The 24,826-nt window shown below is 60.9% G+C and carries 18 protein-coding genes; 10 read left to right on the top strand and 8 right to left on the bottom strand.

What is annotated here, in order from left to right:
* Nucleotides 1-250: 250 nt before the first annotated feature.
* The 4 genes from TR61_RS13395 to bchF are packed head-to-tail and all read right to left on the bottom strand — an operon-like array spanning nt 251 to nt 7,131.
* Complete coding sequence (locus tag TR61_RS13395) at nt 251-3,823, bottom strand: magnesium chelatase subunit H (protein WP_050930614.1); 3,573 nt, start codon at nt 3,821-3,823, stop codon at nt 251-253.
* Nucleotides 3,813-5,348, bottom strand: a complete 1,536-nt coding sequence (bchB, locus tag TR61_RS13390) for a ferredoxin:protochlorophyllide reductase (ATP-dependent) subunit B (protein WP_050930612.1) — start codon at nt 5,346-5,348, stop codon at nt 3,813-3,815. Before bchB ends, TR61_RS13395 begins: the two co-directional genes overlap by 11 nt.
* Nucleotides 5,345-6,631, bottom strand: a complete 1,287-nt coding sequence (locus tag TR61_RS13385; protein WP_050930611.1) for a ferredoxin:protochlorophyllide reductase (ATP-dependent) subunit N — start codon at nt 6,629-6,631, stop codon at nt 5,345-5,347. The genes bchB and TR61_RS13385 overlap by 4 nt, the downstream gene beginning before the upstream one ends.
* A complete protein-coding gene (gene bchF / locus TR61_RS13380) occupies nt 6,628-7,131 on the bottom strand; it encodes a 2-vinyl bacteriochlorophyllide hydratase (RefSeq protein WP_050930608.1) in 504 nt (167 codons plus the stop codon). Before bchF ends, TR61_RS13385 begins: the two co-directional genes overlap by 4 nt.
* A 311-nt stretch (nt 7,132-7,442) precedes the next feature.
* On the opposite strand from bchF, the gene TR61_RS13375 reads away from it, so the two are divergent.
* The 7 genes from TR61_RS13375 (at nt 7,443) to TR61_RS13345 (ending at nt 15,015) form a co-directional block, all read left to right on the top strand.
* Nucleotides 7,443-8,228 (top strand): hypothetical protein, encoded by a 786-nt coding sequence (locus TR61_RS13375; RefSeq protein WP_050930606.1) that lies wholly within the window; start codon nt 7,443-7,445, stop codon nt 8,226-8,228.
* Entirely contained in the window at nt 8,225-9,646 is a 1,422-nt protein-coding gene (gene ppsR, locus TR61_RS13370; protein ID WP_050930604.1) for a transcriptional regulator PpsR, read from the top strand. Before TR61_RS13375 ends, ppsR begins: the two co-directional genes overlap by 4 nt.
* An 89-nt stretch (nt 9,647-9,735) precedes the next feature.
* Nucleotides 9,736-10,644, top strand: a complete 909-nt coding sequence (gene chlG / locus TR61_RS13365; protein ID WP_050930602.1) for a chlorophyll synthase ChlG — start codon at nt 9,736-9,738, stop codon at nt 10,642-10,644.
* A complete protein-coding gene (locus TR61_RS13360; protein ID WP_050930600.1) occupies nt 10,641-11,930 on the top strand; it encodes a BCD family MFS transporter in 1,290 nt (429 codons plus the stop codon). Before chlG ends, TR61_RS13360 begins: the two co-directional genes overlap by 4 nt.
* Nucleotides 11,931-11,933: 3 nt before the next feature.
* Entirely contained in the window at nt 11,934-13,112 is a 1,179-nt protein-coding gene (locus TR61_RS13355) for a geranylgeranyl diphosphate reductase (protein WP_050930598.1), read from the top strand.
* The gene (gene idi, locus TR61_RS13350; protein WP_050930596.1) at nt 13,109-13,651 is read left to right on the top strand and encodes an isopentenyl-diphosphate Delta-isomerase; all 543 of its coding nucleotides are present in this window, start codon (nt 13,109-13,111) and stop codon (nt 13,649-13,651) included. The genes TR61_RS13355 and idi overlap by 4 nt, the downstream gene beginning before the upstream one ends.
* Before the next feature lie 110 nt (nt 13,652-13,761).
* Nucleotides 13,762-15,015 (top strand): flavin-dependent oxidoreductase, encoded by a 1,254-nt coding sequence (locus TR61_RS13345; RefSeq protein ID WP_050930595.1) that lies wholly within the window; start codon nt 13,762-13,764, stop codon nt 15,013-15,015.
* 7 nt (nt 15,016-15,022) lie between these two features.
* Here TR61_RS13345 and glpK read toward each other — a convergent pair whose 3' ends face one another.
* Both glpK and glpD read right to left on the bottom strand, forming a co-directional pair.
* A complete protein-coding gene (gene glpK / locus TR61_RS13340; protein ID WP_050930589.1) occupies nt 15,023-16,495 on the bottom strand; it encodes a glycerol kinase GlpK in 1,473 nt (490 codons plus the stop codon).
* Nucleotides 16,492-18,063: a glycerol-3-phosphate dehydrogenase gene (gene glpD / locus TR61_RS13335; protein WP_050930587.1), complete on the bottom strand. Its 1,572-nt coding sequence runs from the start codon at nt 18,061-18,063 to the stop codon at nt 16,492-16,494. The genes glpK and glpD overlap by 4 nt, the downstream gene beginning before the upstream one ends.
* Before the next feature lie 255 nt (nt 18,064-18,318).
* On the opposite strand from glpD, the gene TR61_RS13330 reads away from it, so the two are divergent.
* On the top strand, nt 18,319-19,806 hold the full coding sequence (locus TR61_RS13330; protein WP_050930585.1) for an ABC transporter substrate-binding protein: 1,488 nt from the start codon (nt 18,319-18,321) through the stop codon (nt 19,804-19,806).
* A 299-nt stretch (nt 19,807-20,105) separates the two neighbouring features.
* Here TR61_RS13330 and TR61_RS13325 read toward each other — a convergent pair whose 3' ends face one another.
* Together TR61_RS13325 and TR61_RS13320 are read right to left on the bottom strand one after the other, a co-directional pair.
* Entirely contained in the window at nt 20,106-21,503 is a 1,398-nt protein-coding gene (locus TR61_RS13325) for an aspartate aminotransferase family protein (RefSeq protein ID WP_050930583.1), read from the bottom strand.
* Nucleotides 21,504-21,575: 72 nt separating this feature from the next.
* A complete protein-coding gene (locus TR61_RS13320) occupies nt 21,576-22,262 on the bottom strand; it encodes a GntR family transcriptional regulator (RefSeq protein WP_050930581.1) in 687 nt (228 codons plus the stop codon).
* 145 nt (nt 22,263-22,407) lie between these two features.
* Here TR61_RS13320 and TR61_RS13315 point away from each other — a divergent pair, with 145 nt between their 5' ends.
* Entirely contained in the window at nt 22,408-23,493 is a 1,086-nt protein-coding gene (locus TR61_RS13315) for a polyamine ABC transporter substrate-binding protein (RefSeq protein ID WP_050930579.1), read from the top strand.
* Between the two features lie 61 nt (nt 23,494-23,554).
* Entirely contained in the window at nt 23,555-24,706 is a 1,152-nt protein-coding gene (locus TR61_RS13310; RefSeq protein ID WP_050930577.1) for an ABC transporter ATP-binding protein, read from the top strand.
* The last annotated feature ends 120 nt before the right edge of the window (nt 24,707-24,826 follow it).

Below are 24,826 nucleotides of genomic sequence, written 5' to 3'. Positions count from 1 at the left end.
ATGCACCTGCACCGACCCTTCGCCGTCCTGCCCCTTGTTCAGAACGGGCGGCGCGCCAAGGCCCCGTTTGGCCAGGCCCTCGGCCTCGCGTTGGGCTGCGCGGGCGGCTGGGGGGTTCTTTGCGTCAAGCGGGCTCATTGGGGCTTCCTTTCGGGGTGGCGACTGCACGCCCCGGGCTTGACCCGGGGCCTCTGGCTGTGAGGTCCCGGATCAAGTCCGGGACGTGTTGCGCGATATGTCTGAGCAGAGGTCATTGCGCGGCAATCCCCTCAAGCTGATCTTCCAGGGCATCGGCCGCGTCTTGCAGCGCAGCCAGTGTTTCGGCGTCAGGCTGCCAGTAATTCCGGTCCGAGGCTTCCAGCAGGCGGTTGGCCATCCGGCTGGAGGCGGTTGGGTTCAGGTCCGCCAGGCGCTGACGCATCTCCTCATCCAGAACGAAGGTTTCAGAGATCCGCTGATAAACCCAGGGATCGACCTGACCCGTGGTGGCGGACCAGCCGACTGTATTGGTGATATGCGCCTCGATCTGGCGGACGCCCTCGGCGCCATGCTTCAGCAACCCTTCAAAAAATTTCGGGTTCAGGGACCGCGACCGCGTTTCCAGCGCAAGCTGGTCCTTCAGCGTGCGCACCTTGCCCGCGCCACGGGTCTGGTCGCCGATATAGACGGCCGCCTCTTCCCCCTTGGCGCGTTTCACCGCGCGGGCGATGCCGCCCAGCGTGTCGAAGTAATGGTCAACCGTGGTCACACCCAGCTCGACGCTTTCAAGGTTCTGATAGGCCAGATCGACCTCGCTCAGCACCTGTTGCAACAGCGCGGGATTGGCGGCGGCCTTGCCATCGGTGCCATAGGCGAAAGACTTGCGCGCCTCATATGCGTCGGCCAATTCGTCCTCGTCGCCAAAGGCGCTGGAATCGACCAAGTGGTTCACATTCGACCCATAGGCCCCTTCGGCATTCGAGAAGACCCGCAGCGCAGCGGTCTTCATATCAACGCCGGATTTCTCCACATAAGCCAGCGCATGCGCGCGAATGAAATTCAGCTCGACCGGCTCATTGGCCTCGGCGCATTTCAACGCGGCTTCGGCCAGCATCCGGGTCTGCAGCGGCAGCAGATCGCGGAAAATGCCCGAGAGCGTCATGATCACGTCGATGCGCGGACGGCCCAGTTCGGTCAGCGGGATCAGGTCTGCCCCGGCCAGGCGGCCGAAACTGTCAAAGCGCGGTGTGCATCCCATCAGCGCAAGCGCCTGGGCGATCGGGCCACCATCGGATTTGATATTGTCCGATCCCCACAGAACCAGCGCGACGGACCGGGGGAAGGTCGGGTGCGTATCGATCAGCAGCTGCGCCTGTTTCGCACCATCGCGGCAGGCGAATTCCGTGGGCATGCGGAACGGATCGAAGGCATGAATGTTGCGGCCGGTGGGCAGCACATCGGTGGATCGGATCAGGTCACCGCCCGGCACCGGTTCGATATACCGCGCATCAAGCGCCCGCATCAGCGCAGGCAATTCGCTGTCGTGTTTCAACAGCTCCGCCACCCGCGCGCGCGCATCGTCGTCGGCCCCATCCATCAGGCCCAGGTATTCCTCGCGCTCGGTGTCCGAGAAGGGCTTGCCCAGAATGTGCAGCCCGTCGGGGATCAGAGCGTCTTCGGTTTCCAGCAGTTTCAGCCACAGTTGCATGGGCGGCGTGCCCCCCATGTCGACCGCTTCGGCCTGTTCGGCGATAAGTGCTTCCAACTCGGAACGCTGTGCGTCTTCGGGCTCCAGCCCGCGCCAACGCTGCAGGCTGTCTTTGAGATCCTGCAAACCCTTGTAGAGGCCCGATTGCGCCAGAGGCGGCGTCAGATGAGTGATGGTGACAGCGCCGGAGCGGCGCTTGGCCAGCGAGGCCTCGGACGGGTTGTTGGAGGCATAGAGATAGATATTCGGCATCTCGCCGATCAGGCGATCCGGCCAGTCTCGCGCGCCTAGTCCAGCCTGTTTGCCCGGCATGAATTCCAGCGCGCCATGCATCCCGAAATGCAGCACCGCATCCGCCCGATACGTGTTGCGCAGCCAGAGATAGAAGGTGGCAAATGCGTGGGTCGGCGCGAAACCCTTTTCGAACAAAAGGCGCATCGGGTCGCCCTCGTATCCAAAGGTGGGCTGCACTCCGACGAAGATGTTGCCGAACTCACGACCCAGCACGAAGACACCCCGGCCATCGGATTGAATGCGACCGGGCGCAGGGCCCCAAACCGCCTCGATCGCTTTCAGGGGCGGTGTGTTGGCAACGATGTCATCGGCGCTGACATGAGCGGCTACATTGGCCTCTTGTCCATATTGCGCGGCATTGCCTTTCAGGACGGCTTCGCGCAGGTCCTCGACGCTGTCGGGCACCTCAATCGAATACCCTTCGGTCTTCATGGCACGCATGGTGTTGAAGAGGCTTTCAAACACACTCAGATAGGCCGCCGTGCCCACGGCCCCGGCATTGGGTGGAAAGCCAAAGAGGACAATGGCGACTTTCTTTTCGCCATTGCGACGCTGGCGCAGGCGGGCAAAGCGCAATGCCTTTTCAGCCAAGCTGTCGATACGTTCCAGACAGGGCACCATCTGCTTGCTGCCCTCTTTGCACGGGCAGGAATATTGGCAGCCGTTGCAGCCTTCGGACCCCAGACGCCCGCCAAACACGGTGGGGTTGGTGGCGCCGTCCAATTCGGGCAAGGCGATCAGCATCGTGGTCTCGATCGGGCCCAGCCCCTGGTCCGCTGCAGCCCATTGGCCCAGCGTCTGGAACTCAAGCGGGTGTGCCGCGATATAGGGAATGTCCAGCTCTCGCAGCACATCAACGGCCGCGTCGCTGTCGTTATAGGCCGGGCCGCCCACCAGCGAGAACCCTGTGAGGGAGATCATCACGTCGATCTGCGCACGCCCATCTTTCAGGAAATACTCACGGATCGCCGGGCGGCCATCTAGGCCGCCTGCAAAGGCAGGCAAAACGCGGATGTTCTTGGCCTCAAGCGCGTGGATGACCGCATCGTAATGTGCGGTGTCCGAGCTCAGCACATAAGACCGCATCATCAGCAAACCGATGGTGGCCACGGGGTTGAACGGGCCGGGCAAATCATTCGCATCGGTGGTGATGCGTGCCGGCAAGTCGGGGTGGTACAATCCGGCATCCGGGTAGTCGATGGGCGCGGCAGCCTCTGGCGCCGCTTGCCAGCCGGTGTCCTTGGCATAGCGGTTCAGCAGGAAGCGGATCATCGCTTCGACATTGTCGTCAGACCCGCCCAGCCAGTATTGCATGGTCAGGAACCAGGCACGCAGGTCCTGGGATTTGCCCGGGATATATTTCAGGATCTTGGGCAGACGCCGCAGCAGCGCCATGTTTTTTTCGCCGGAATTCGACGAGGGCTTGGACGAGCCGCGAAGCTTCTTCATCAGCTTCATCATACCCGACGGCGGGGCCAGCATATCCAGGCTGCCCATTTTGGTCAGCTTGACGATAGAGGCGTCGGCTACAACACCGATCATCGCGTCGCACTCATCCCGACGCGCCTGCAAAACCGGCAGGATCGGGGCGACGTGTTCTTCGAGGAAAAGCAGATTGGCAACGACAATATCGCCCTGCTCCGCCGCTTCTTTAGCAGCGATAAAGGCATCGGGGTTCTCGCCCCATTCGGCGGCCGCATGGATGGAGACGGACAGGCCCGGATAATCCAGCGCCAACTTCTCCATCGCGCGTTCGGCAGGGCCAGCTGCATGGCTGTCCAGCGTGACGATCACCACGCGGTATCCGGGCAAACGCCCGCTTATGCCAAGGTTATCGCGCAAAGTGGGCCTTTGCCTCGTAAAGCGTATCGACGCTGATTTCGTTCACGCCGCGTTCTGCGGCATAGGTTTCGGTATTCCGGCGGGCTTTGCCGCGTACAAAGAAGGGGATCTTTTTCAGTTCTTTTTCTGCGTCCGCCAGCCAGACGACTTCGCCCGATGGGGTCACGTGCGGGACGGTGCCTTGCTCTTCGGCGGGCTCTTCTACGCGCGCTTTGGCCTTGCCACCGTGGTGCGACGCCCCTGCCCCGTCGTGGAATTCGAAATCCTCGCGGAACATGGTCAGCAGGTGTTCTTCCAGCCCCATGACCAGCGGATGCACCCAGGTGTCGAAGATCACATTTGCGCCTTCGATCCCCATCTGAGGCGAATACCGCGCGGGGAAGTCCTGCACATGCACAGGCGCGGAGATTACCGCGCAGGGAATGCCGAGGCGCTTGCCGATATGGCGTTCCATCTGCGTGCCCAGGATCATCTCAGGCTCCAGCTCTTCGATGGTGCGTTCGACTTCCAGATAGTCGTCGGTGATCAGCGGGGTGACACCGAATTCCTTGGCCACGGCCCGGATCTCCCGCGCCATTTCGCGGTTGTAGCAGCCAAGGCCCACGACCTCGAAGCCCATCTCATCTCGCGCGATGCGGGCGGCGGCTTTGACATGGGTGCCATCGCCGAAGAGGAAGACGCGCTTGCCGGTCAGATAGGTGCTGTCGACCGATCTGGAGTACCACGGCAGGCGCAGGCGGCTGTCGTCCAGATAAGGCTCTACACCGGCCAGTTCCGCGACTTCGGCCACGAAATCACGGGTAGCGCCAACGCCGATAGGAACAATTTTGGTGTAGGGCAAGCCCAGTTCCCGCTCCATCCAGCGCGCGGCGGTCTCAGCCGTTTCGGGATACATCAGCACGTTGAAATGCGCCTGACCCAGCCGGGCGATGTCGCTGGGCGACGATGTCATCGGGGCCACCACATTCACGCTGATGCCCATGTCGGACAGCAGTGCTGTGACTTCCTGAATGTCATCGCGATGGCGGAAGCCCAAACCGGTCGGGCCTATCAGGTTGGCGGTTATTTGCTTGGTCCGTTCCATGGGGCGGGCCAGCGTGCGGACGATCTGGAAGAACGTCTCATCACAGCCGAAGTTTTCCTTCCTCTGATAGCTGGGCAGTTCCAACGGGATGGTCGGAACGGGCAGTCCCATGGTTTCGGCCATGCCGCCCGGGTCGTCCTGGATCAGTTCGGCGGTACAGCTTGCGCCCACGATGATCGCTTCGGGTTGGAAGCGGTCATAAGCCTCCTGACAGGCCGACTTGAACAGATGCGCCGTGTCGCTGCCCAAATCGCGCGCCTGGAACGTGGTAAACGTCACCGGCGGGCGATGATCACGCCGTTCGATCATGGTGAACAACAGATCGGCATAGGTGTCGCCCTGCGGGGCGTGCAGAACATAGTGCAGACCCTGCATCCCCGTGGCGACGCGCATGGCGCCCACATGGGGCGGGCCTTCGTATGTCCAGACGGTTAGCTTCATTCGGCGGCCTCCACTTTCAGAAGGCTGGCGCGGCGGATCGGGCGGGAGAAGAGGCCTGCAAGATCACCCGCCTGTTCATAGAAATGCACAGGTGTGAACACCAGTTCGATGGCCCATTTGGTGGCGAGCCCTTCCGCCTCCAGCGGATTGGCAAGGCCAAGGCCACAGACCGTCAGATCGGGTCGCGCGGCGCGGCAGCGATCCAGTTGCAGGTCCACATCCTGCCCTTCGGAGATCACCGGGCCTTCGGCCAGCAAATCCATATCCGGGCCAACGAGGCCTTTGTGGATGAAGGGTGCACCAACCTCGATCGCCTCCATCCCGCATTCACGGGTCAGGAAACGCGCCAAAGGCAGCTCAAGCTGGCTGTCGGGGAAGAGAAAGACCGATTTGCCGCGCAAAGCTTCGGACGCTTGCGCGATGGCTTTGCGGGCACGGGCGCGCGGGGCTTCGGTCACCGCATTGAAGGTCGCCTCATCCACGCCAAATTCATCCGCGATGGCGCGGAGCCAGGCGGTGGTGCCTTCCTCGCCAAACGGGAACGGGGCCGCGATGTGACGCGCACCGCGACGTTCCAGAGCGGCATGGGTGTCGCCCAGGAAGGGCTGGGTCAGGGCAAAAACGGTGTTCTCGCCAATCCCCATTTCGCCGTCAGCGCGGGGCGCGGGCAGAACACGGATTGGGCCGATGCCCATCTTTTCCAATAGCGACACGGCTTGTTCTTCCACCACGTCGGGCAAGGCGCCAACCAGCAGCAGTTCCCGGGTATTAGACTGCGGCAGGACCGGAACCATGGACGCCAAACAAGCATCTTCGCCTTGGGTGAAGGTCGTCTCGATCCCCGAGCCCGAGAAATTCAGAACCCGCACATGCGGTGCGTGCTGTTCGCTGAGCCGTTCGGAGGCGCGCTGCAAATCCAGCTTGATCACCTCGGACGGGCAGGAACCGACGAGGAAAAGCTGTTTGATATCGGGGCGGCGCGAGAGCAATTCGGCCACGACGCGGTCCAATTCCTGCTGCGCGTCTGCCAACCCGGCCAGATCGGTTTCCTCAAGGATTGCCGTGCCAAAGCGTGGCTCGGCAAAGATCATCACGCCAGCGGCCGACTGCAGAAGATGCGCGCAGGTGCGCGAGCCAACAACCAGAAAGAACGCGTCCTGCATCTTGCGGTGCAGCCAGATAATCCCGGTCAGACCACAGAAAACCTCGCGCTGTCCCCGCTCTTTGAGGATGGGGGTGTTTCGGCATCCGCCGGATTGCGGCAGGCGCGGGAGTTCGGTCACGCGGGCACCTCCTTGGTTTTGGCGGTGCCATTGGCTTCGGCCTGAAGGCGCGCGGCGCGCAGTTTCAGAAGGAATTGCCCTGCATTGATGACATAAGCTGCATAGGCCGCCAGCGCGAGCCACATCTGTTCGGTGGGCGTTAGCGCGCCAGTCCAGAGTGCCCAGAGATATGCGCTGTGCAAGGCGATCACGAGGAAGCTGAACACGTCCTCCCAGAAGAAGGCAGGGGCGAAAAGGTATTGGCCGAAAACGACTTTTTCCCAGATCGCACCGGTGACCATGATCAGGTAAAGGAACGCCGTTTTGATCAGGATGGACCAGGTGGCCGCCATATATCCTTCGCCGGTCCACAGATACCGCAGAACCAGCGCGAGAGAGACCAGAAACACCAGAAATTGCATCGGAGCCAGAATGCCCTGAATCAAGGTCCAGACAGTCTGATCCCGGCGAATACGCTCTTCCGGCGTGTAAAGCCCCTGTGGTTTTTGGGCGTGAGCCACGACCGACTCCCCCTACAAGATTCCTTCAGCACTTGAAGCGTATCGCCCGCGGGAGCAAAGTGTCAATTAAAACTTACACTCCGGTCAATGGTGCGTCAGTCAAGATTAACAGTGGGAGGAGTGCGAGGTGCTTAACAACTGCATAAGCTTTATTTTATTGGATTTTTGCAGATTACCCTGCAAATCTGTTTATTTGTGACATACCTGTCAATTTTCTTTGACATCTGGCACTTTGACCTGAATGCTGAAGGTAAGTTGCATGATTCACATTTGCGCCGAAGTTATGGTGTGCAGGACGCGGGAAACAGCGAATGGCCCATGACGACCAGACTTTTCCAAAAGACAGCGGCGTCAGTGCCTTCGGGTCACTCGCGCTGCAGGTGGTTTCAGTTCTAAGTACCCGTCACTTAGACCAACATGCCAATCAGGCGCGCCCTCATATTCGCAGCATTCTGGACAGGCGACTGACCACGCGCGCGCATTTCAATGCAGGCGATGCGCTGGAGGAGTTGCGCGCCTTTCGCCTGAATGACGGCATGATTATCGACAAGTACATACCCGACGCCGCCCGTTCGATGGGCGACAAATGGCTTGAGAACGAGCTGGGCTTTGCCGAGGTGACCATCGCATCGGTCCGGCTTCAAAGCCTGCTGTCCGAGGTCGAGCATGTGAACCCTGACACATATCATCCGTGCGACCGGGACCTGGATGTTCTGATGATTGCCTGCGAAGACGAACAGCACACATTGGGCAGTTGCGTTGCCGCCTTGCAGCTGCGCCGACGCGGCGCAATCGTGGACCGCCTGTGCGGTGAACCCGACAGCGTCATCAAGAGCCGTATGCAGGAAGGCAATTATGACGCAGTATTGTTCTCATCCTCGCGCAGTCAGGATCTTGAAAAGATTGCTGATCTTGTTAATTTTGCAAAAACCAGCTTAGCGCACCCGCCATTCTTGGCGCTGGGTGGCATTCTGCTGGAAACGTTTGGAAACATTAAACGTCTAACCGGGGTCGATCTTGTCACCAGTGACGTTGATACGGTGGTGACACATTGCGAGCAACGGTCGGCGCAGCTTCTAAGACAGGCCCAGAAATGAGTGCCGCCAAAACTTCTGGCTGGGAAGCCAGCTTGGCGAAAGACCTGTCCATTGATGATGTGCAGGGCATCGTCACAGCGGCCGCGGATATCGCGCTGATTATCGACGCAAACGGCGTGATCGCGTCTGTCATGCTCAATACCGTCGATGACTCCTTCGGTAACCTTGAGCATTGGGCCGGTCGCCAGGTTGTCGAGTTTCTGACCGAAGAAAGCGTGTCTAAGTTCACCGAAGCCCATGCTGCATTCCTGGCCGGGAACGCGCCGCGGAAACAGATCGAACTGAACCATCAGGATAACGCATCCTGGGAGTTTCCTGTCCGGTATTCGCTGCAGGGTCTGGGCAAGACGGACTATGTTCTGATGCTGGGTCGCGACCTGCGGCCCATTGCCGAAACACAGCAACAACTGGTTCAGGCGCAGATCGCGCTTGAAAAAGGCTATGAGGCGCGCCGGGAATTTGACGCGCGCTACCGTGTGCTTTTGAACAACACCCGTGATGCCATCGTTTTCGTCTCGGTCCGCGACGGTCGCGTAAAGGACATGAACGAACCCGCAGCAGCCCTTCTTGGTATTGGCCGCGAGACGCTGGCAGGAAGCCCGTTTGTCCAGGCTTTCAAAGATCGGGCGGCAGGAGAATTGACCGAGACGCTGCTGAATGCCTCCATCGCGGATGGGGACGGGGCTGTTTTGCTGGAAACGCAGACCGGTCGCCGTAGCATCCGCGTTATGCCAACGGTTTTCCGCGCGGCTGGCGAACGTGTCATACTGTGCCGTCTTGAGACCGAGGAAGAAAGCGCACTTGCAGAGGACCAGACGTCGGCGTCCATGGCCGCACTGTTCCGCGATGGCAGCGACGCTTTTGTCTTTGCCGATGCAAAGGGCGTGATCATCTCGGCGAATGACAGTTTCCTTGAGATGGTCGATGCCGCGCATCTTTCGGACGTAAAGGGCCGGTCTCTTGGTGATTTTCTGCATCGCGGGCAGATCGATCTGTCCATGCTGATCGAAAACTCCAAACGTTCGGGGCAGATGCGGGTCTATTCCACCAAACTGGTGAATGACTATGGCTCGAAACTGTCGACCGAGATTTCGGCGACCTATCTCAATAACGGCGCGCAGCCGGTGATTGCGTTTGTCATCCGCGATGTCAGCCGGATCGAGGCGGTGCGCCAGACCAGCGGCGTCGCCACGGCCGAGGAATCCAGCCGCAACGTGATGGAACTGGTCGGCTCTGCCACGCTGAAGGAAATCGTCTCGGAGACCACCGATGTGGTCGAAAAGATGTGCATTGAAACGGCCGTGACCCTGACGCGGAACAACCGCGTTGCTGCGGCTGAAATGCTGGGGCTTTCGCGGCAAAGCCTTTATGTGAAGCTGCGCAAATACGGCCTGCTGCACAAAGACAAAGACCGCTAGGCCCTTTCCCCAGATCTGCCGATGTCGCGCGGGCCTTGCCCGTGCTTGTTTTCCTTGCGTCGACTCGAACTGTCAGCAATAGTTGACACATGAGTGTAAGCCACACGATACGAAGCCGCCGCCTCCCCGAGCCTGCCGCAATGCTGCGGCTGATCAAGCCGATTACCTGGTTCCCGCCCATGTGGGCCTATTTGTGCGGTGTGATTTCATCGGGCGCATCGCCATCGGCCAATTGGCCGCTTGTGATCCTTGGCGTTATCCTTGCCGGTCCCATTGTCTGCGGTATGAGCCAGGCCGCGAATGACTGGTGCGACCGGCATGTGGACGCAATCAACGAACCCGACCGCCCCATCCCATCGGGCCGGATCCCCGGACGTTGGGGGCTGTGGATCGCGCTGGCCATGTCGGCGTTGTCGCTGTTTGTCGGTTGGCAATTGGGCCCTTGGGGGTTTGGCGCGACGATCCTTGGCGTGCTGGCCGCCTGGGCCTATTCCGCCGAACCGGTCAGGCTGAAGAAGTCCGGCTGGTGGGGGCCAGGCCTTGTCGGGCTGAGTTACGAGACCCTGCCCTGGGTCACAGGTGCAGCCGTTCTGAGCGCGGGCGCGCCTGCGATGCCGGTTCTGATCGTGGCGGTTCTCTATGGTATTGGCGCTCATGGCATTATGACGCTGAATGATTTCAAGGCGTTGGAGGGTGACAAGCAAATGGGGGTCAATTCCCTGCCTGTCACGCTTGGCCCGGAAAAGGCGGCCAAGGTCGCCTGCATCGTTATGACGATCCCGCAGGTCATCGTCTTTGGCCTGCTGACCTATTGGGATCGCCCGGCGCATGCCGCAGGTGTGCTTGCCTTGATCGGGCTGCAATTCTGGGCCATGACGGTGATGTTCAAAGACCCGAAAGGCAAAGCACCCTGGTATAATGGCACGGGCGTGCTGCTTTACGTATCAGGCATGATGATCACCGCCTTTGCCATTCGCACGCTGGGGGTCAGCCCATGAGGACGCTGAGCTGGTTTGACATCGTGCGCATTGGTCTGGTGCAGATGTGTCTGGGCGCGGTTGTCGTTCTGACGACGTCGACCCTGAACCGGCTGATGGTGGTGGAACTGGCTCTGCCCGCTGTTCTGCCCGGCCTGCTGGTGGCCCTGCATTACGGCATCCAGATTACGCGGCCCAACTGGGGCTTTCGGTCCGACACCAAGGGCAACCGCACCACGTTCATTATCGGTGGGATGGCAACACTTTCTCTGGGTGCTTTCCTGGCCGCATATGGCGTGACGGTCATGGAACATCAGTTCGGCTGGGGGCTTGCGCTTTCCATCCTGGCCTATGCGCTGATCGGCGTGGGTGTGGGCGCCTCGGGCACATCCCTTCTGGCCTTGCTTGCTACGGCGACCGCGCCCGTGCGGCGCGCGGCGGCCGCCACGATCACCTGGCTGATGATGATCGCCGGGATCGCGATTACCGCTGGTACCGTTGGCGCGTTTCTTGACCCCTATTCCCCGGCTTTGCTTCTGAAAATCGTGGCCGTTGTCACCGGCGGCGCGGTGGTTCTGACCACTCTGGCCGTTTGGGGCATTGAGCAGCGCGTCGATGCCTCGCCTCAGCCGCAGGACATGCCGTTCTCGCATGGGATCCGCGAAATCTGGGCCGAGCGGAAGGCACGCAATTTCACCGGTTTCGTCTTCCTGTCCATGACCGCCTATTTCATGCAGGAACTGATCCTTGAGCCCTATGCGGGCCTTGTCTTCAACTTCACCCCCGGTCAATCCACATCGCTCTCGGGCGCGCAGAATGGCGGGGTGTTCCTTGGCATGGTGATGGTTGGCATCGCCGCCACCGGTCTGCGGGTCGGATCGCTGCGCGCCTGGGTGATTTCGGGATGCCTTGGATCGGCCGTGATGCTGACGGCGATTGCCGCTTTGGGTCAGGTTGGCCCCACCGGTCCGCTTCTGCCCGCTGTCGTCGGTCTAGGTCTTTTCAACGGGATGTTTGCCGTGGCCGCGATCGGTTCGATGATGGCCCTGGCCGGCGAAGGGCGCGACAGCCGTGAAGGCACGCGCATGGGTCTTTGGGGCGCCGCGCAGGCGCTTGCCGCGGGCTTCGGCGGTCTGGCTGGTGCTGCCGCCGTCGATCTGATGCGCCGGGGCACAACAAGCGACGCCGATGCCTTCGGTGTAGTCTTTGTCGCGGAAGCTGCCCTTTTTGTCATTGCCGCCCTGATGGCGGTGCAAGTCATGGACAGGCGCCCTCGCCCGTCCGCCGAGATGGTTCCGGGAGAATGAGAGATGTATGATGTCGTAGTCATGGGCGGAGGCCCCTCGGGCGCCACAGCCGCCGAAGATCTTGTGCGCTCGGGGCATTTGGTGGCACTTCTGGACCGTGAAGGCCGGATCAAACCCTGTGGCGGCGCGATCCCACCGCGCTTGATGCAGGATTTCCACATCACTGATGACCAGCTTGTGGCCAAGGTGAATACGGCGCGGATGATTTCCCCGACCGGACGGATGGTGGATATCCCCATCGAAAACGGCTTTGTCGGCATGGTCGACCGCAAGGATTTCGACCCTTTCCTGCGCCAGCGTGCCGTGGACGCCGGAGCCGATTATCACGTGGGGACGTTCCTGCGGATCGACCGGGATGGCGGACAGACCCGCGTCGTATATCGCGAAAAAGCCTCGGGCGAGGAGAAGGAACTGCCCTGCAAACTGGTAATCGGTGCCGATGGTGCGCGGTCGCGCGTGGGCAAGGCCGAGGTGAAGGGATGGGACAAGATCCCCTACGTTCTGGCCTATCACGAGATCATCGAAGCGCCTGAGAAGAACGATGTCTATGATCCCGTCCGCTGCGACGTGATCTATGACGGCGCGATCAGCCCGGATTTCTATGGCTGGGTCTTCCCCCATGGCAAGAGCGCAAGCGTGGGTATGGGAACGGGTCTGCAAGAGGTGGACCTGAAGAAAGCCACCGCCGATCTGCGCGCGGCTTCGGGCCTGAGCGATTGTGTCACCCTGCGCAAGGAAGGCGCGCCCATCCCGCTGCATCCGCTGGACAAATGGGACAACGGCAAGGACGTGGTTCTGGCCGGAGATGCGGCGGGGGTTGTCGCGCCCTCCTCCGGCGAAGGCATCTATTACGCGATGGTCGCGGGGCGTGTGGCAGCGACGGCCTGCGCGGCCACGCTGGCCTCGGGCCGGGTCAAGGATCTGCAACTGGCGCGCAAGCTGTTCATGAAGGAACACAAGACCGTCTTTCGGGTGCTGCAATCGATGCAGAACGCCTATTACCGGTCCGACAACCGGCGCGAACGGTTTGTATCGCTCTGCCACGACATCGATGTGCAAAGGCTGACCTTTGAGGCCTATATGAACAAGAAGCTGGTCAAGGCGCGGCCCATGGCGCATATCAAGATCGGCATCAAGAACCTGGCGCATCTGACAGGTCTGGTTTCGGCTGAACGCGTATGAGCATCATGATCCCGGCCTGGGTGAACGGCGATTTGACACCGGTAGACAAGCTTGAGGCGCATCAGCGCGGGCTCAGGCACAAGGCGGTGTCGGTCTTTGTTATCGAGGGCGACAAGATCCTGATGCAACGCAGGGCGATGGGGAAATATCACACGCCGGGGCTGTGGGCGAACACCTGCTGCACCCATCCCGATTGGGAAGAAGCCCCCCTGGCCTGCGCCCAGCGCCGGCTGGAGGAAGAACTGGGGATCACCGGGCTGACCCCGGAACACCGCCACCACCTTGAATATCGCGCCGATGTGGGCGGCGGGCTGACTGAACATGAGGTGGTCGACGTGTTCGTCGCCGAGGCGACGGCCGATATGCCTCTGGATCCGAACCCTGACGAGGTGATGGAGGTCGCCTGGATCCGTCACCGCGATCTGCTGGATCAGATCGACCAGAGCCCTGAGCGGTTCACGCCCTGGCTGAAGATCTACATGTCGGATTACGCGGCGCATATCTTTGGCACTGATATGCTGAGCGCGGTGCGGGCGTAGCTGTCGGGATTTTTTCCGTATTTGGAAAGAGAAGAAGGGACAGGCTGTGCCCTTGAACTTGGCGGGCGCGCCTGCTTTTGTGCCTCCGCTGGTTTGAGGGAGGGCGCGGCATGACAGTCTTGATCGCAGGGGGCGGTATCGCCGGTCTGACACTGGGTCTGACGCTGCACCAGCTGGGTGTGCCCTTTCGCATTTTCGAAGCCGCGCGCGAGATCAAACCGATGGGTGTCGGCATCAACATTCAGCCCAACGCCGTGCGGGAGCTGTATGATCTTGGGCTTCAGGACGCGCTGGATGAGATTGGCGTGCGCACGCGGCAATACGGGTTTTATACCAAACTGGGCAAAACCATCTGGGAGGAACCGCGCGGGACGTGGGCGGGCTATGCCTGGCCGCAATATTCGATTCATCGTGGCAAGCTGCAGATGCTTTTGTACGAAACGCTGCTGGAGCGCGCGGGCCCCGATTGCGTGCAGACCGGCGCGCGGGCCGTGGCGTTCGAGAATACCGGATCGGGCGCTGTTCTTCATCTGGAGAACGGGCGCGTTGAAGGAGGCCTGATCGTGGCCGCCGACGGCATTCATTCGGCGCTGCGCGCGCAGATGTATCCGCAGGAAGGCCCACCCATCTGGGGCGGTGCGGTTTTGTGGCGGGCGACCTCGATGGCCAAGCCCTTCTTTGGCGGTGGCGCCATGGCCTTGATCGGCCATGATACGCAGCGGCTGGTGGCTTACCCGATATCGAACCCCGATCCGGACACCGGCAAGGTGATGATGAACTGGATCGCCGAGTTGCGGATAGACCCTTCGCAGGGCTGGAACAAAGAGGATTGGAACCGCGCCGCAAACAAGGCGGATTTCGCCCCTGAATTCGCGGATTGGCGGTTCGGCTGGATCGACGTGCCAGAATTGATCGACAGTGCTGAGCAGGTTTTCGAATATCCGATGGTGGACCGTGATCCGCTGGAGCGCTGGACCGACGGCCATGTCACGCTGATGGGTGATGCGGCGCACCCGACCTATCCCGTGGGGTCTAACGGGGCTAGCCAGGCCATCATCGACGCCCGCGTGATCGGTGCAAAACTGGTCGAACATGGTGTGAGCGCTTCGGCGCTCGAGGCGTATGAGGCGCAGGTGCGGCCTGTGACCACCGCCCTGGGTCTGGCCAATCGCGGCAGTGGGCCGGATGCGATCCTGCAGCGGGTGGAAGATCTGTGCGGCGGCGATTTCGAGGTAATCGACGATGTGATCCCGCACGCCGAACTGGCCGCGCATTCAGCGAAATACAAATCCATCGCCGGGTTTTCCATCGATGAGCTGAACGCCAAGCCGCCGATCATCGCAGAGGGCGCGCGCGTCGCCTGAGGCCGCGTCAGACCATCAGCGTCGCATTCACCGCCCGCGTCCAGTGCTCATAGGCCTGATCACGATCCTTAGAGGCGAGGACAGGTGTGAAGCGCTGATCCAGCCGCCAGGTATCGGCAAAGCCATCTGCATCGGGGTAAAGACCTGCGCGCATCCCTGCCAGCCAGGCCGCGCCCAGCGCTGTGGTCTCTACCATCGCGGGACGGTCGACCGGGGCACCCAGGATATCGGCCAGCCCCTGCATCGCCTGATCGCTGTTGGCCATCCCGCCATCGACGCGCAGGACGGTGTCGCCGGATGCGCTCCAATCGGCATGCATCGCCTCCAGAAGATCGCGGGTCTGATAGGCCACGCTTTCCAGCGCGGCCCGGCACAGTTCCGCAGGGCCGGTGTTGCGCGTCAGTCCAAAGATCGCGCCACGGCAATCGGGGTTCCAATAGGGCGCGCCAAGGCCTGTGAAGGCGGGCACCATGATGACCTTTTGTTCCGGATCGGCCTGCATCGCCAGTTCACCGGATTGCGCGGCGGTGTCGATGATCTTCAGCCCGTCGCGCAGCCATTGCACCACGGCCCCCGCGATGAAGATTGACCCCTCCAGCGCATAGGTGCGTTGCCCATCCAGTTGATAAGCAATGGTGGTCAGCAGACGGTTTTCGGACCGGACCGGTGTTGTCCCGGTGTTCAGAAGCGCGAAACACCCCGTGCCATAGGTGGATTTCATCATCCCAGGTGCGAAACAGGCCTGCCCGATGGTCGCGGCCTGCTGATCGCCCGCCACGCCCAGAATGGGAATGGGGCCGCCAAACAGATCGGGATCGGTCGTGCCGAAATCGGCGGCGCAATCCATGACCTTCGGCAGCACCTGCTGCGGTACGTCCAGAAGATCGCACATTGCATCCGACCAGCGGCCTTGATGAATGTCGAACAGAAGCGTGCGCGCGGCGTTCGTGGCGTCTGTTGCATGGACCTTGCCTCCGGTCAGGCGCCAGATCAGGAAACTGTCGATGGTGCCAAAGGCCAGATCGCGATCCCGTGCGACTTCGACATGATCGAGGATCCATTTCACCTTGGTGCCCGAGAAATAGGGATCAAGCAGAAGCCCTGTCACACCGGTGACCCGGTTCTCATGCCCAGCGTCTTTCAGATCGGCGCACAGATCGGCGGTGCGCCTGTCCTGCCAGACAATCGCTTTGTGAATGGGTACTCCGGTCGCGCGATCCCAGATCACGGTTGTCTCGCGCTGGTTCGTGATGCCGATGCCGGCGATATCCTTCGCTGTCAGTCCGGCCTGTTTCAGCGCCGCCCGGCAGGTGGCAAGAACGCTCTCCCAGATCTCTTCCGGGTCATGTTCGACCCAACCCGAGGCCGGGAAATGCTGGGTGAATTCCTGCTGGGCTGCGGCCACCACATGCATCTGACCGTCAAAAACAATGGCGCGGCTTGAGGTCGTTCCCTGATCAATCGCAAGAATATGGGTCATGCGCCCTCCTCCCCCTTTTGTCTTTCCGCGGCCATCCAGGCATCCAGTTCGGCGATCTGTTCGTCGATCAGGTGAAGGCCCAGTTTGCTCCGCCGCCACACGACGTCCTCGGCGCTTCGCGCGAATTCATGTGTCATCAGCCAGCGCACCTCGCGTTCGCACAGGGTGTAGCCCAGCATCCGACCAAGATCATCCTGGGTTTCCGCCCCTTCCATCATGCGGAAGGCATCGGTGCCATAGGCACGGATCAGACGCAGCGCCCAATCGTCATGCAGGAAGGGGTGCCGCTTCATCAGCGATTTGACCTGCTCGCGCACCGAGTCATGCGGGAAATCTCCCCCCGGGAGCGGCGCGCCCGCAGTCCAGGGGGCCGTTTTGTGATCCAGCGCGGTATCGATCTTGTCCAAAGCGGCCTGGGCCAGCTTGCGATAGGTCGTGATCTTGCCGCCGAACACGTGCAGCACCGGTGCGCCGGGGTTTTCCACCGACAGCACATAATCCCGCGTCGCTGCCGTGGCCGATTTTGCGCCATCGTCATAAAGCGGGCGCACCCCGGAATAACGCCAGATGATGTCCTCCATCCGGATCTCGTGCTTGAAATACTGGGAGGCGAAGTCACAGAGATATTCCGCCTCTTCATCCGTACAGAAAGCGGGCGTGTCGGGGTCGGGGTGATCCTTGTCGGTGGTGCCGATCAGGGTGAAGTCACGCTCGTAAGGGATGGCGAAGATGATCCGCCCGTCCGATCCCTGCAGGAAATACGCGTGTTCGCCCTTGTAGAGCTGGTTGACCACGATGTGGCTGCCGCGCACAAGCCGCACGGTTTCGGAACTGTTCGACCGGATCACACCCCGCAGTATGTCGCCCACCCAGGGGCCTGCCGCATTGACCAGCATGCGGGCGTGGTGCACCTGTTCTTCCCCCTCTGCGGTTTGGGTGGTGATCCGCCAAATCCCGTTTTCATGTTCGGCGCGGATCACCTTGGTACAGGTCAGGATGCGGGCACCCCGTTCGGCCGCGTCACGGGCATTGAGCGCGACAAGCCGGGAATCGTCGACCCAACAATCGGAATATTCGAACGCTTCTTTCAGTTCGGGCTTCAAAGGTTTCCCGGTCCCATATGGATCAAGCTTGTAGCGTTCGGCCCCAGGCAGGATCTCGCGCCCACCCAGATGGTCATAGGCAAACAAACCCAGCCGGATCAGCCAGGCGGGACGCCGCCCGCGCATCCACGGCATCAGCGTGTTCAGCAGGCGTGATGCGGGCGTTTCGGTGTCAAACCGCATCTCTGGATGGATGGGCAGAACAAAGCGCATGGGCCAGCTGATATGCGGCATCGCTTTGAGCAGCGTTTCGCGTTCACGCAGGGCTTCGCGGACAAGGCGCACTTCGAAATACTCAAGATAGCGCAGACCGCCATGGAAAAGCTTTGTCGAGGCCGATGAAGTCGCCTGAGCCAGATCGCCCTGTTCGGCCAGTATGACCGACAGGCCGCGCCCAGCCGCGTCGCGGGCGATGCCGCACCCATTGATACCGCCGCCGATGATGAAAAGATCTGCTGCCTCCATGGCCCCTTTTTGGCGGGTTTTTCCTCTGTCTCCAAGCCAAACCGCAACGGGACTCTCGGCATCTGCGGCACAACGTTGCGGCACAAGGCTGGCGACAAATGCGATACGTTCGACCGGGTGACGTGGTTGCGGTTCCCGGCCCATGGGGAGGCGAAATGAATTTGTCCCCTTGTAAGGTGGGCCGCTTTTGCCAAGACTGCGGTTATGGAGCTGTCCGATCAGAGGCAGCAGGGAACCGTCAGGGAGACTTTGACCATGACCGCACTGACCAGCCGCCTTGCATGGGCTGCTTCATTTGCTCTTGCCGCCAGCTTTGGCGCGGCGCAGGCGCAGCAAACCAGCATCACCGTTGGCCTTCAGCTTGAACCGCCGCATCTGGATCCGACCAGTGCTGCGGCCGGGGCCATCGACAGCGTGCTTTATTCCAACGTGTTCGAGGGGCTGACCCGCTTTATGAGCGATGGGTCCATCGTTCCGGGTCTGGCTGAAAGCTGGGAGATTTCGGATGACGGTCTGACCTATACATTCCGCCTGCGCGAGGGGGTGACGTTCCATGACGGCACCACGATGGACGCGGAGGATGTGAAATTCAGTCTCGACCGTATTCTGGCCGAGGATAGCGCGAATGCGCAGAAGGCTTTGTATACTGCGATTTCATCGGTTGAGGTGGTCGATCCGCTAACCGTTCGTGTGACGTTGTCTGAACCCAACGGCAACATGCTGTTTAACCTCGCCTGGGGTGACGCGGTGATCGTGGCGCCGGAAAGCATTGAGAATATTAAGCAAAATCCCATCGGCACCGGCGCGTTCAAGTTCGTGAACTGGAACCAGGGCGACAGCATCCAGCTGGAGCGGAACCCGGATTACTGGGGCACGCCTGCGGTTCTGGAAAGTGCGACGTTCAAGTTCATCTCGGATCCCACGGCGGCGTTCGCGGCGATGATGGCCGAGGATATCGACGCCTTCTCGGGCTTCCCGGCGCCGGAGAACCTGCCGCAATTCGAGGCCGATCCGCGCTTTCAGGTGCTGGTTGGATCGACCGAGGGGGAGACGATCCTGTCGACCAACAACCTGCAGCCGCCTTTTGACGACATCCGTGTGCGGCAGGCCGTGGCCCATGCGATTGACCGTCAGGCGATCATTGATGGAGCGATGTTCGGCTATGGCACGCCCATTGGCACGCATTTTGCACCGCACAATCCGGCCTATGTCGATCTGACTTCGCAATCCGCCTATGACCCTGATAAGTCACGGGAATTGCTGGCCGAGGCAGGCTTGGCCGACGGGTTCGAAACCACCTTGCACCTGCCGCCGCCGTCCTATGCGCGGCGCGGGGGGGAGATCATCGCGGCGCAGCTGGCCGAGGTGGGGATCACCGCGGAAATCATCAATGTGGAATGGGCGCAGTGGCTGGAGACCGTGTTCCGCGGCAAGAATTTTGGGCTGACCATTGTGAGCCATACGGAGCCGATGGATATCGGGATCTATGCGCGGCCTGAGTATTATTTCCAGTATGACAATGCCGCGTTCCAGGAGCTGATGGCGACGCTGAATGCGACCACCGATCCGGATATGCGGACGGAAATGATGCAGCAAGCTCAACGCATTATCGCGGATGATTATGTGAACGGGTACCTGTTCCAGCTGGCGGCATTGGGTGTCGCCAAGGCGGGTCTGCAGGGGCTGTGGGCCAATGCGCCGACGCAGGCCACGGACCTGACAGCGGTAAGCTGGGCGAACTGATCCGGGCATTCGGACGAACGGGAAAACCCCGCCTACAGGGCGGGGTTTTTTCATGTCTGGGCGCGAAAAGGTTAACGGCCCTGTTTTGCTGGGGTTTGGCGGTATGATTTGCGTGCACAACCTGTGCACAACCCGTGCACCGGTTGTATGCCGGAGGGGGTGTTGCGCGAAACCGTTAACCCTGCGCGCGATAAGCGCTTTTTGACGCAAAAAGCGGTGGGAAACTGACGCAGTTTCCCGATCGGGGTTTCAGAGGATTTTGCGTCAAAATCCGGGGCGGTTTCTGCGTCAGAAACCGCTTAGCTGGCGGCGACCCAGAGGCCGTCTTCTTTAATCTTTGTGAACGCCTCGTCCAGCGCGATACGGGCGCGGTCAATGATCACGTCGATCTCTTCCGGCTGGATCACCAATGGCGGTGAGATGATCATCCGGTCGCCCACATGGCGCATCACCAGATTGTTGGCAAAGCACCGCTCGCGGCAGATGTAACCAACCGTTCCCGGCTCGGACGCGAATTTCGCGCGGGTTTCCTTGTTGGGCGTCAACGCGATGGAGCCCATCATGCCGACGATCCTGGCCTCACCCACCATGGGATGGTCCGTCAGGCATTCCCATTTTTCCTTCAGATAGGGGGCCGCCACACGTTGGACGTGGCCGACGACGTCCTCTTCTTCCAGAATGCGCAGGTTTTCCAGCGCCACGGCCGAGGCCACGGGGTGGCCCGAATAAGTGTAGCCGTGGTTGAATTCGCCCTGGCCGATGACGTCCGCCACCTCGTCCGACACGATGGAGCCGCCGATGGGCTGGTAGCCAGAGCTGAGGCCCTTGGCGATGGTCATGATATCGGGGCGGATGTTCAGGGTTTGGGACCCGAACCAGTTGCCTGTCCGGCCAAAGCCGCAGATCACCTCGTCGGCGATCAGCAGAATCTCGTACTTGTCGCAGATGCGCTGGATTTCGGGCCAATAGGTATCGGGCGGGACGATCACCCCGCCTGCCCCCTGTACCGGTTCCGCGATGAAGGCCGCGACGCGGTCTTCGCCCAGTTCCAGGATGGCCTCTTCGAGTTCGCGGGCGCGGGCGAGGCCGAATTCCTCGGGCGTCATGTCGCCGCCTTCGGCCCACCAATGCGGCTGGTTGATGTGGTGGATATCCGGGATCGGCATGCCGCCCTGCGCATGCATCGCAGCCATTCCGCCCAGAGACCCCGAGCCCACGGACGAGCCGTGATAGGCATTCTTGCGGCTGATGATCACCGATTTCGTGGGCTTGCCCTTCATCGCCCAATAGGTGCGCACCATGCGGATGTTGGTGTCGTTCGCCTCGGACCCGGAGCCGGCAAAGAAGACGTGGTTCAGATCGCCGGGCGCCAGTTCAGCCAGTTTCTGGGCCAACGCAATCGCGGGCACGTGGGTCGTCTGAAAGAAGGTATTGTAATAGGGCAACTCGCGCATCTGGCGGGCGGCGACGTCGGCCAGCTCGGTCCGGCCATAGCCGATATTCACGCACCACAGCCCCGCCATCGCGTCGATGATGCGGTGGCCGTCGCTGTCATTCAGCCAAACGCCTTCGGCGCGCGTGATCACGCGGGGGCCCTTGGCGGCCAGTTCATCCCCTGCCGTGAAAGGGTGCATGTGATGGGCGGAATCGATCGCCTGAAGTTCGGCCGTGGGCATGTGGTTGGTGATCGTGGTCATCGCGCGCTCCTGTCGGGAAGGGTTCGGCGTAGAATATGATCAAATTATTCCGAGTCAATCGAATCGGTTGTGTCAGGCGGTCTCTCTCAGGACCTGCGCGATCTGGTCCGTGCCCTGAACAACGTCTTTGACCATGGCGCGCGTGGCGGCGTCGGTGTCGGCTGATCTGAGCGCTGTGAGCAGTTCCTTATGCTGGTCCGGCAGGTTTTCCGTGCCGAACCGTCCGCAGACCACACGCAGAGACGGGCCGAACCGCAGCCAGAGCTGTTCGGCCACGCCCAGCAAAATCGGCGCATCGGCGCGGGCGTAGAGCGTCATGTGGAACTGGTAATTGCAGGTCAGGTATCCCCGGACATCACCGTTCAGAATGGCGGCATCCAGAGCGGTATCGATCCGGGACAGATCGTCGATATCGGCATTTGTCACACGCTGCGCTGCACGTTCAGTCAATTGAGATTCAATGGTTTTTCTGAGAAATTCGATCTCTGACAGTTCATCGAAGGTCAGCGTCGGCACGCTAACCCGACGATTGCCCTGAAAGCGCAATGCGCCTTCGGCAATCAGGCGACGGATCGCTTCGCGCACCGGGGTCATGCCCGCACCCAGCCTTTGCACAAGGCCCTGGATCGTCACCGCATCACCGGGGGCCAATTCGCCGAACAGAACGAGGTCGCGCAGCTGGTGATATACCACCTCATGTGCGGGCGGGTTGGCGGTGCTGTCTTTTTGTGCATCGGCGGTGCGACTGATCACATTCACTGGAATGCGCCTCCTGGCATTTCGACGTCTCTTGCGTGGGGTGGACCTGCGTGAAAATATACGAGATGTTGCCAGCAATGGCAAAACTTGATCAAATTGATGCAACCGGCGCACCAAAGCGCTGGCGCATCCAGGGAGTGACTCCATGAAAATGAAACTGATGTCGTTGACGGCTGTGTTCGCGATGACCACCGCCGCCGTGTCTGCGGAAGAAGTCCGCGTGTACAACTGGTCGGACTATATTGACGAAGAGCTGCTGGCCAAGTTCGAGGAAGAGACAGGCCTAAAGCTGGTCTATGATGTGTTCGATTCCAACGAAGTGCTGGAAACCAAGATGCTGGCCGGTGGGTCGGGCTATGACGTGGTGGTGCCGTCGGGCACCTTCCTGCAACGTCAGATCGCGGCAGGCGCGTTCCAGAAGCTGGACAAATCGCAGCTGCCCAACATCGAGAACATGTGGGATGTGGTCGAGGCGCGCACGGATCAGTATGACCCGGGCAACGAATATTCCATCAACTACATGTGGGGCACCACGGGCCTTGGCGTGAATGTTGGCAAAGTGCAGGAGATCCTGGGCGAGGATGCCCCGATCGGATCGCTGTCGCTGATCTTTGATCCTGCGAATATGGAAAAGCTGGCCGAATGCGGCGTGCATTTCCTGGACGCACCGACCGAGATGATCCCGGCCGCGCTGAAATATCTGGGCGAAGACCCTGACAGCCATGACCCCGACGTGATCGCCAAGACCGAAGCGGTGCTGATGGGCGTGCGCCCTTATGTGCAGAAGTTCCACAGCTCGGAATATATCAACGCGCTGGCCAATGGTGAGATCTGCGTGGCGTTTGGCTGGTCGGGCGACATCCTGCAGGCACGCGACCGTGCGGCGGAAGCCGACAATGGCGTCGAGATCGCCTATAACGCGCCGGTTGAAGGCGCGCTGATGTGGTTTGACCAGATGGCCATTCCGGTTGATGCGCCAAACCCGGAAGGCGCGCATGTGTTCCTGAACTTCATCATGGACGCACAGAACATCGCGGCGGCGTCAAACTATGTCTATTACGCCAATGGCAACGCGGCCTCGAAAGAGTTCCTGGTCGAGGATGTGATCGGCGATACGGCGATCTATCCCGATGAGGCCACGCTGGAGAACCTGTTCACCACAACGCCCTATCCGGCGCGGGTGCAGCGGACGGTGACCCGTCTGTGGACCAAGGTGAAATCGGGCACATAAGCCCTGCTATCGGCGCCCGGGCCATCGCGGCCCGGGCGTTTTTTGTTGAGGGGTACAGAACATGGCAGAAGCGGCGCGCAGCAAGCCCAGCCCTCACCAGGGGATATTCGAGCCCTGGAATGATCCGGATGCCGAACCGTTGATCCGGTTTCAGAACGTTACCAAGCGCTTTGGTGATTTCACCGCGATCGACGATCTGTCGATTGATATTTATGAACGGGAATTCTTTGCCCTGCTGGGCCCGTCGGGCTGTGGCAAGACCACGCTGATGCGGATGCTGGCGGGGTTCGAGGCGCCGACCGAGGGGACGATCCTGCTGTCGGGGCAGGATATCTCGCCCATTCCGCCGAACCGGCGGGCGGTGAACATGATGTTCCAGTCCTATGCGCTGTTCCCGCATCTGAACATTTACGAAAACATCGCCTTTGGCCTGAAGCGCGAAGGCATGCCCAAGAATGACATCGCTGAACGGGTGGATGAAATGTTGCGCCTGACGCGGCTGGAGCGGTTCGCGAAGCGCAAGCCGCACCAGATCTCGGGCGGGCAGAGGCAGCGCGTGGCGCTGGCGCGGTCTTTGGCGAAGGCGCCGAAGCTGTTGCTGCTGGATGAACCGCTGGGTGCCTTGGACAAGAAACTGCGGCAGGACACGCAGTTTGAACTGATGGATATTCAGGAAAAGACCGGGACGACCTTTGTGATCGTCACCCACGACCAGGAAGAGGCGATGACGGTTGCCTCCCGCGTGGCGGTGATGGACGAGGGCAAGCTGATCCAGGTGTCGACGCCTGAGGAGCTGTATGAAGAGCCGAACTCGACCTATGTGGCGGATTTCATCGGGGACGTGAACCTGATTGAAGGGAAGGCCTCGCCCTCGGGCGACGGGATCGACATTCACTGGGCCGAAGGTCAGCCGCCGCTGCATTGCAAGACATCGCGTGTTTTTTCCGAGGGGCAGACCTGCCATCTGGCGATCCGCCCGGAAAAGGTTGCTATCCATTCGGAAGAGCCCGAGGCGATGAACAAGCTGCAGGGAAAGGTGCTGGACATCGCCTATCTGGGCAATATCAGCACCTATCATGTGGAGCTGCCATCGGGCCACGTCATCAAGGCGCAGACGGCCAATAACCGGCGCATCGCGCGGCGGTCGTTTACCTGGGAAGACACGGTCTGGCTGAGCTGGACCGAGACCGCTGGCGTGGCTCTGGATCGCTGATGGCGGGTTTTTTGTATAACGGTCGCGTCCCGGACCTGATCCGGGACCCCGGCCTGACCCGGGGCCCCGCGTCAGGCCGGGGTCCCGGATCAGGTCCGGGGCGTGCAGGGGGGCGTGTCT

Origin of the sequence: Aestuariivita boseongensis, from assembly GCF_001262635.1 — a bacterium.
Lineage (GTDB): Bacteria > Pseudomonadota > Alphaproteobacteria > Rhodobacterales > Rhodobacteraceae > Aestuariivita > Aestuariivita boseongensis.
The sequence above is the reverse complement of the archived record's forward strand: the minus strand, read 5'-3'. Positions and strand labels throughout refer to the sequence as shown.

Coding starts and splice junctions, on each gene's coding strand:
- bchB (WP_050930612.1), bottom strand. CDS start 5,348: ATGAAGCTAACCGTCTGGACATACGAAGGCCCGCCCCATGTGGGCGCC.
- TR61_RS13375 (WP_050930606.1), top strand. CDS start 7,443: ATGGCCCATGACGACCAGACTTTTCCAAAAGACAGCGGCGTCAGTGCC.
- ppsR (WP_050930604.1), top strand. CDS start 8,225: ATGAGTGCCGCCAAAACTTCTGGCTGGGAAGCCAGCTTGGCGAAAGAC.
- chlG (WP_050930602.1), top strand. CDS start 9,736: ATGAGTGTAAGCCACACGATACGAAGCCGCCGCCTCCCCGAGCCTGCC.
- TR61_RS13360 (WP_050930600.1), top strand. CDS start 10,641: ATGAGGACGCTGAGCTGGTTTGACATCGTGCGCATTGGTCTGGTGCAG.
- TR61_RS13355 (WP_050930598.1), top strand. CDS start 11,934: ATGTATGATGTCGTAGTCATGGGCGGAGGCCCCTCGGGCGCCACAGCC.
- idi (WP_050930596.1), top strand. CDS start 13,109: ATGAGCATCATGATCCCGGCCTGGGTGAACGGCGATTTGACACCGGTA.
- TR61_RS13345 (WP_050930595.1), top strand. CDS start 13,762: ATGACAGTCTTGATCGCAGGGGGCGGTATCGCCGGTCTGACACTGGGT.
- glpK (WP_050930589.1), bottom strand. CDS start 16,495: ATGACCCATATTCTTGCGATTGATCAGGGAACGACCTCAAGCCGCGCC.
- glpD (WP_050930587.1), bottom strand. CDS start 18,063: ATGGAGGCAGCAGATCTTTTCATCATCGGCGGCGGTATCAATGGGTGC.
- TR61_RS13330 (WP_050930585.1), top strand. CDS start 18,319: ATGACCGCACTGACCAGCCGCCTTGCATGGGCTGCTTCATTTGCTCTT.
- TR61_RS13325 (WP_050930583.1), bottom strand. CDS start 21,503: ATGACCACGATCACCAACCACATGCCCACGGCCGAACTTCAGGCGATC.
- TR61_RS13315 (WP_050930579.1), top strand. CDS start 22,408: ATGAAAATGAAACTGATGTCGTTGACGGCTGTGTTCGCGATGACCACC.
- TR61_RS13310 (WP_050930577.1), top strand. CDS start 23,555: ATGGCAGAAGCGGCGCGCAGCAAGCCCAGCCCTCACCAGGGGATATTC.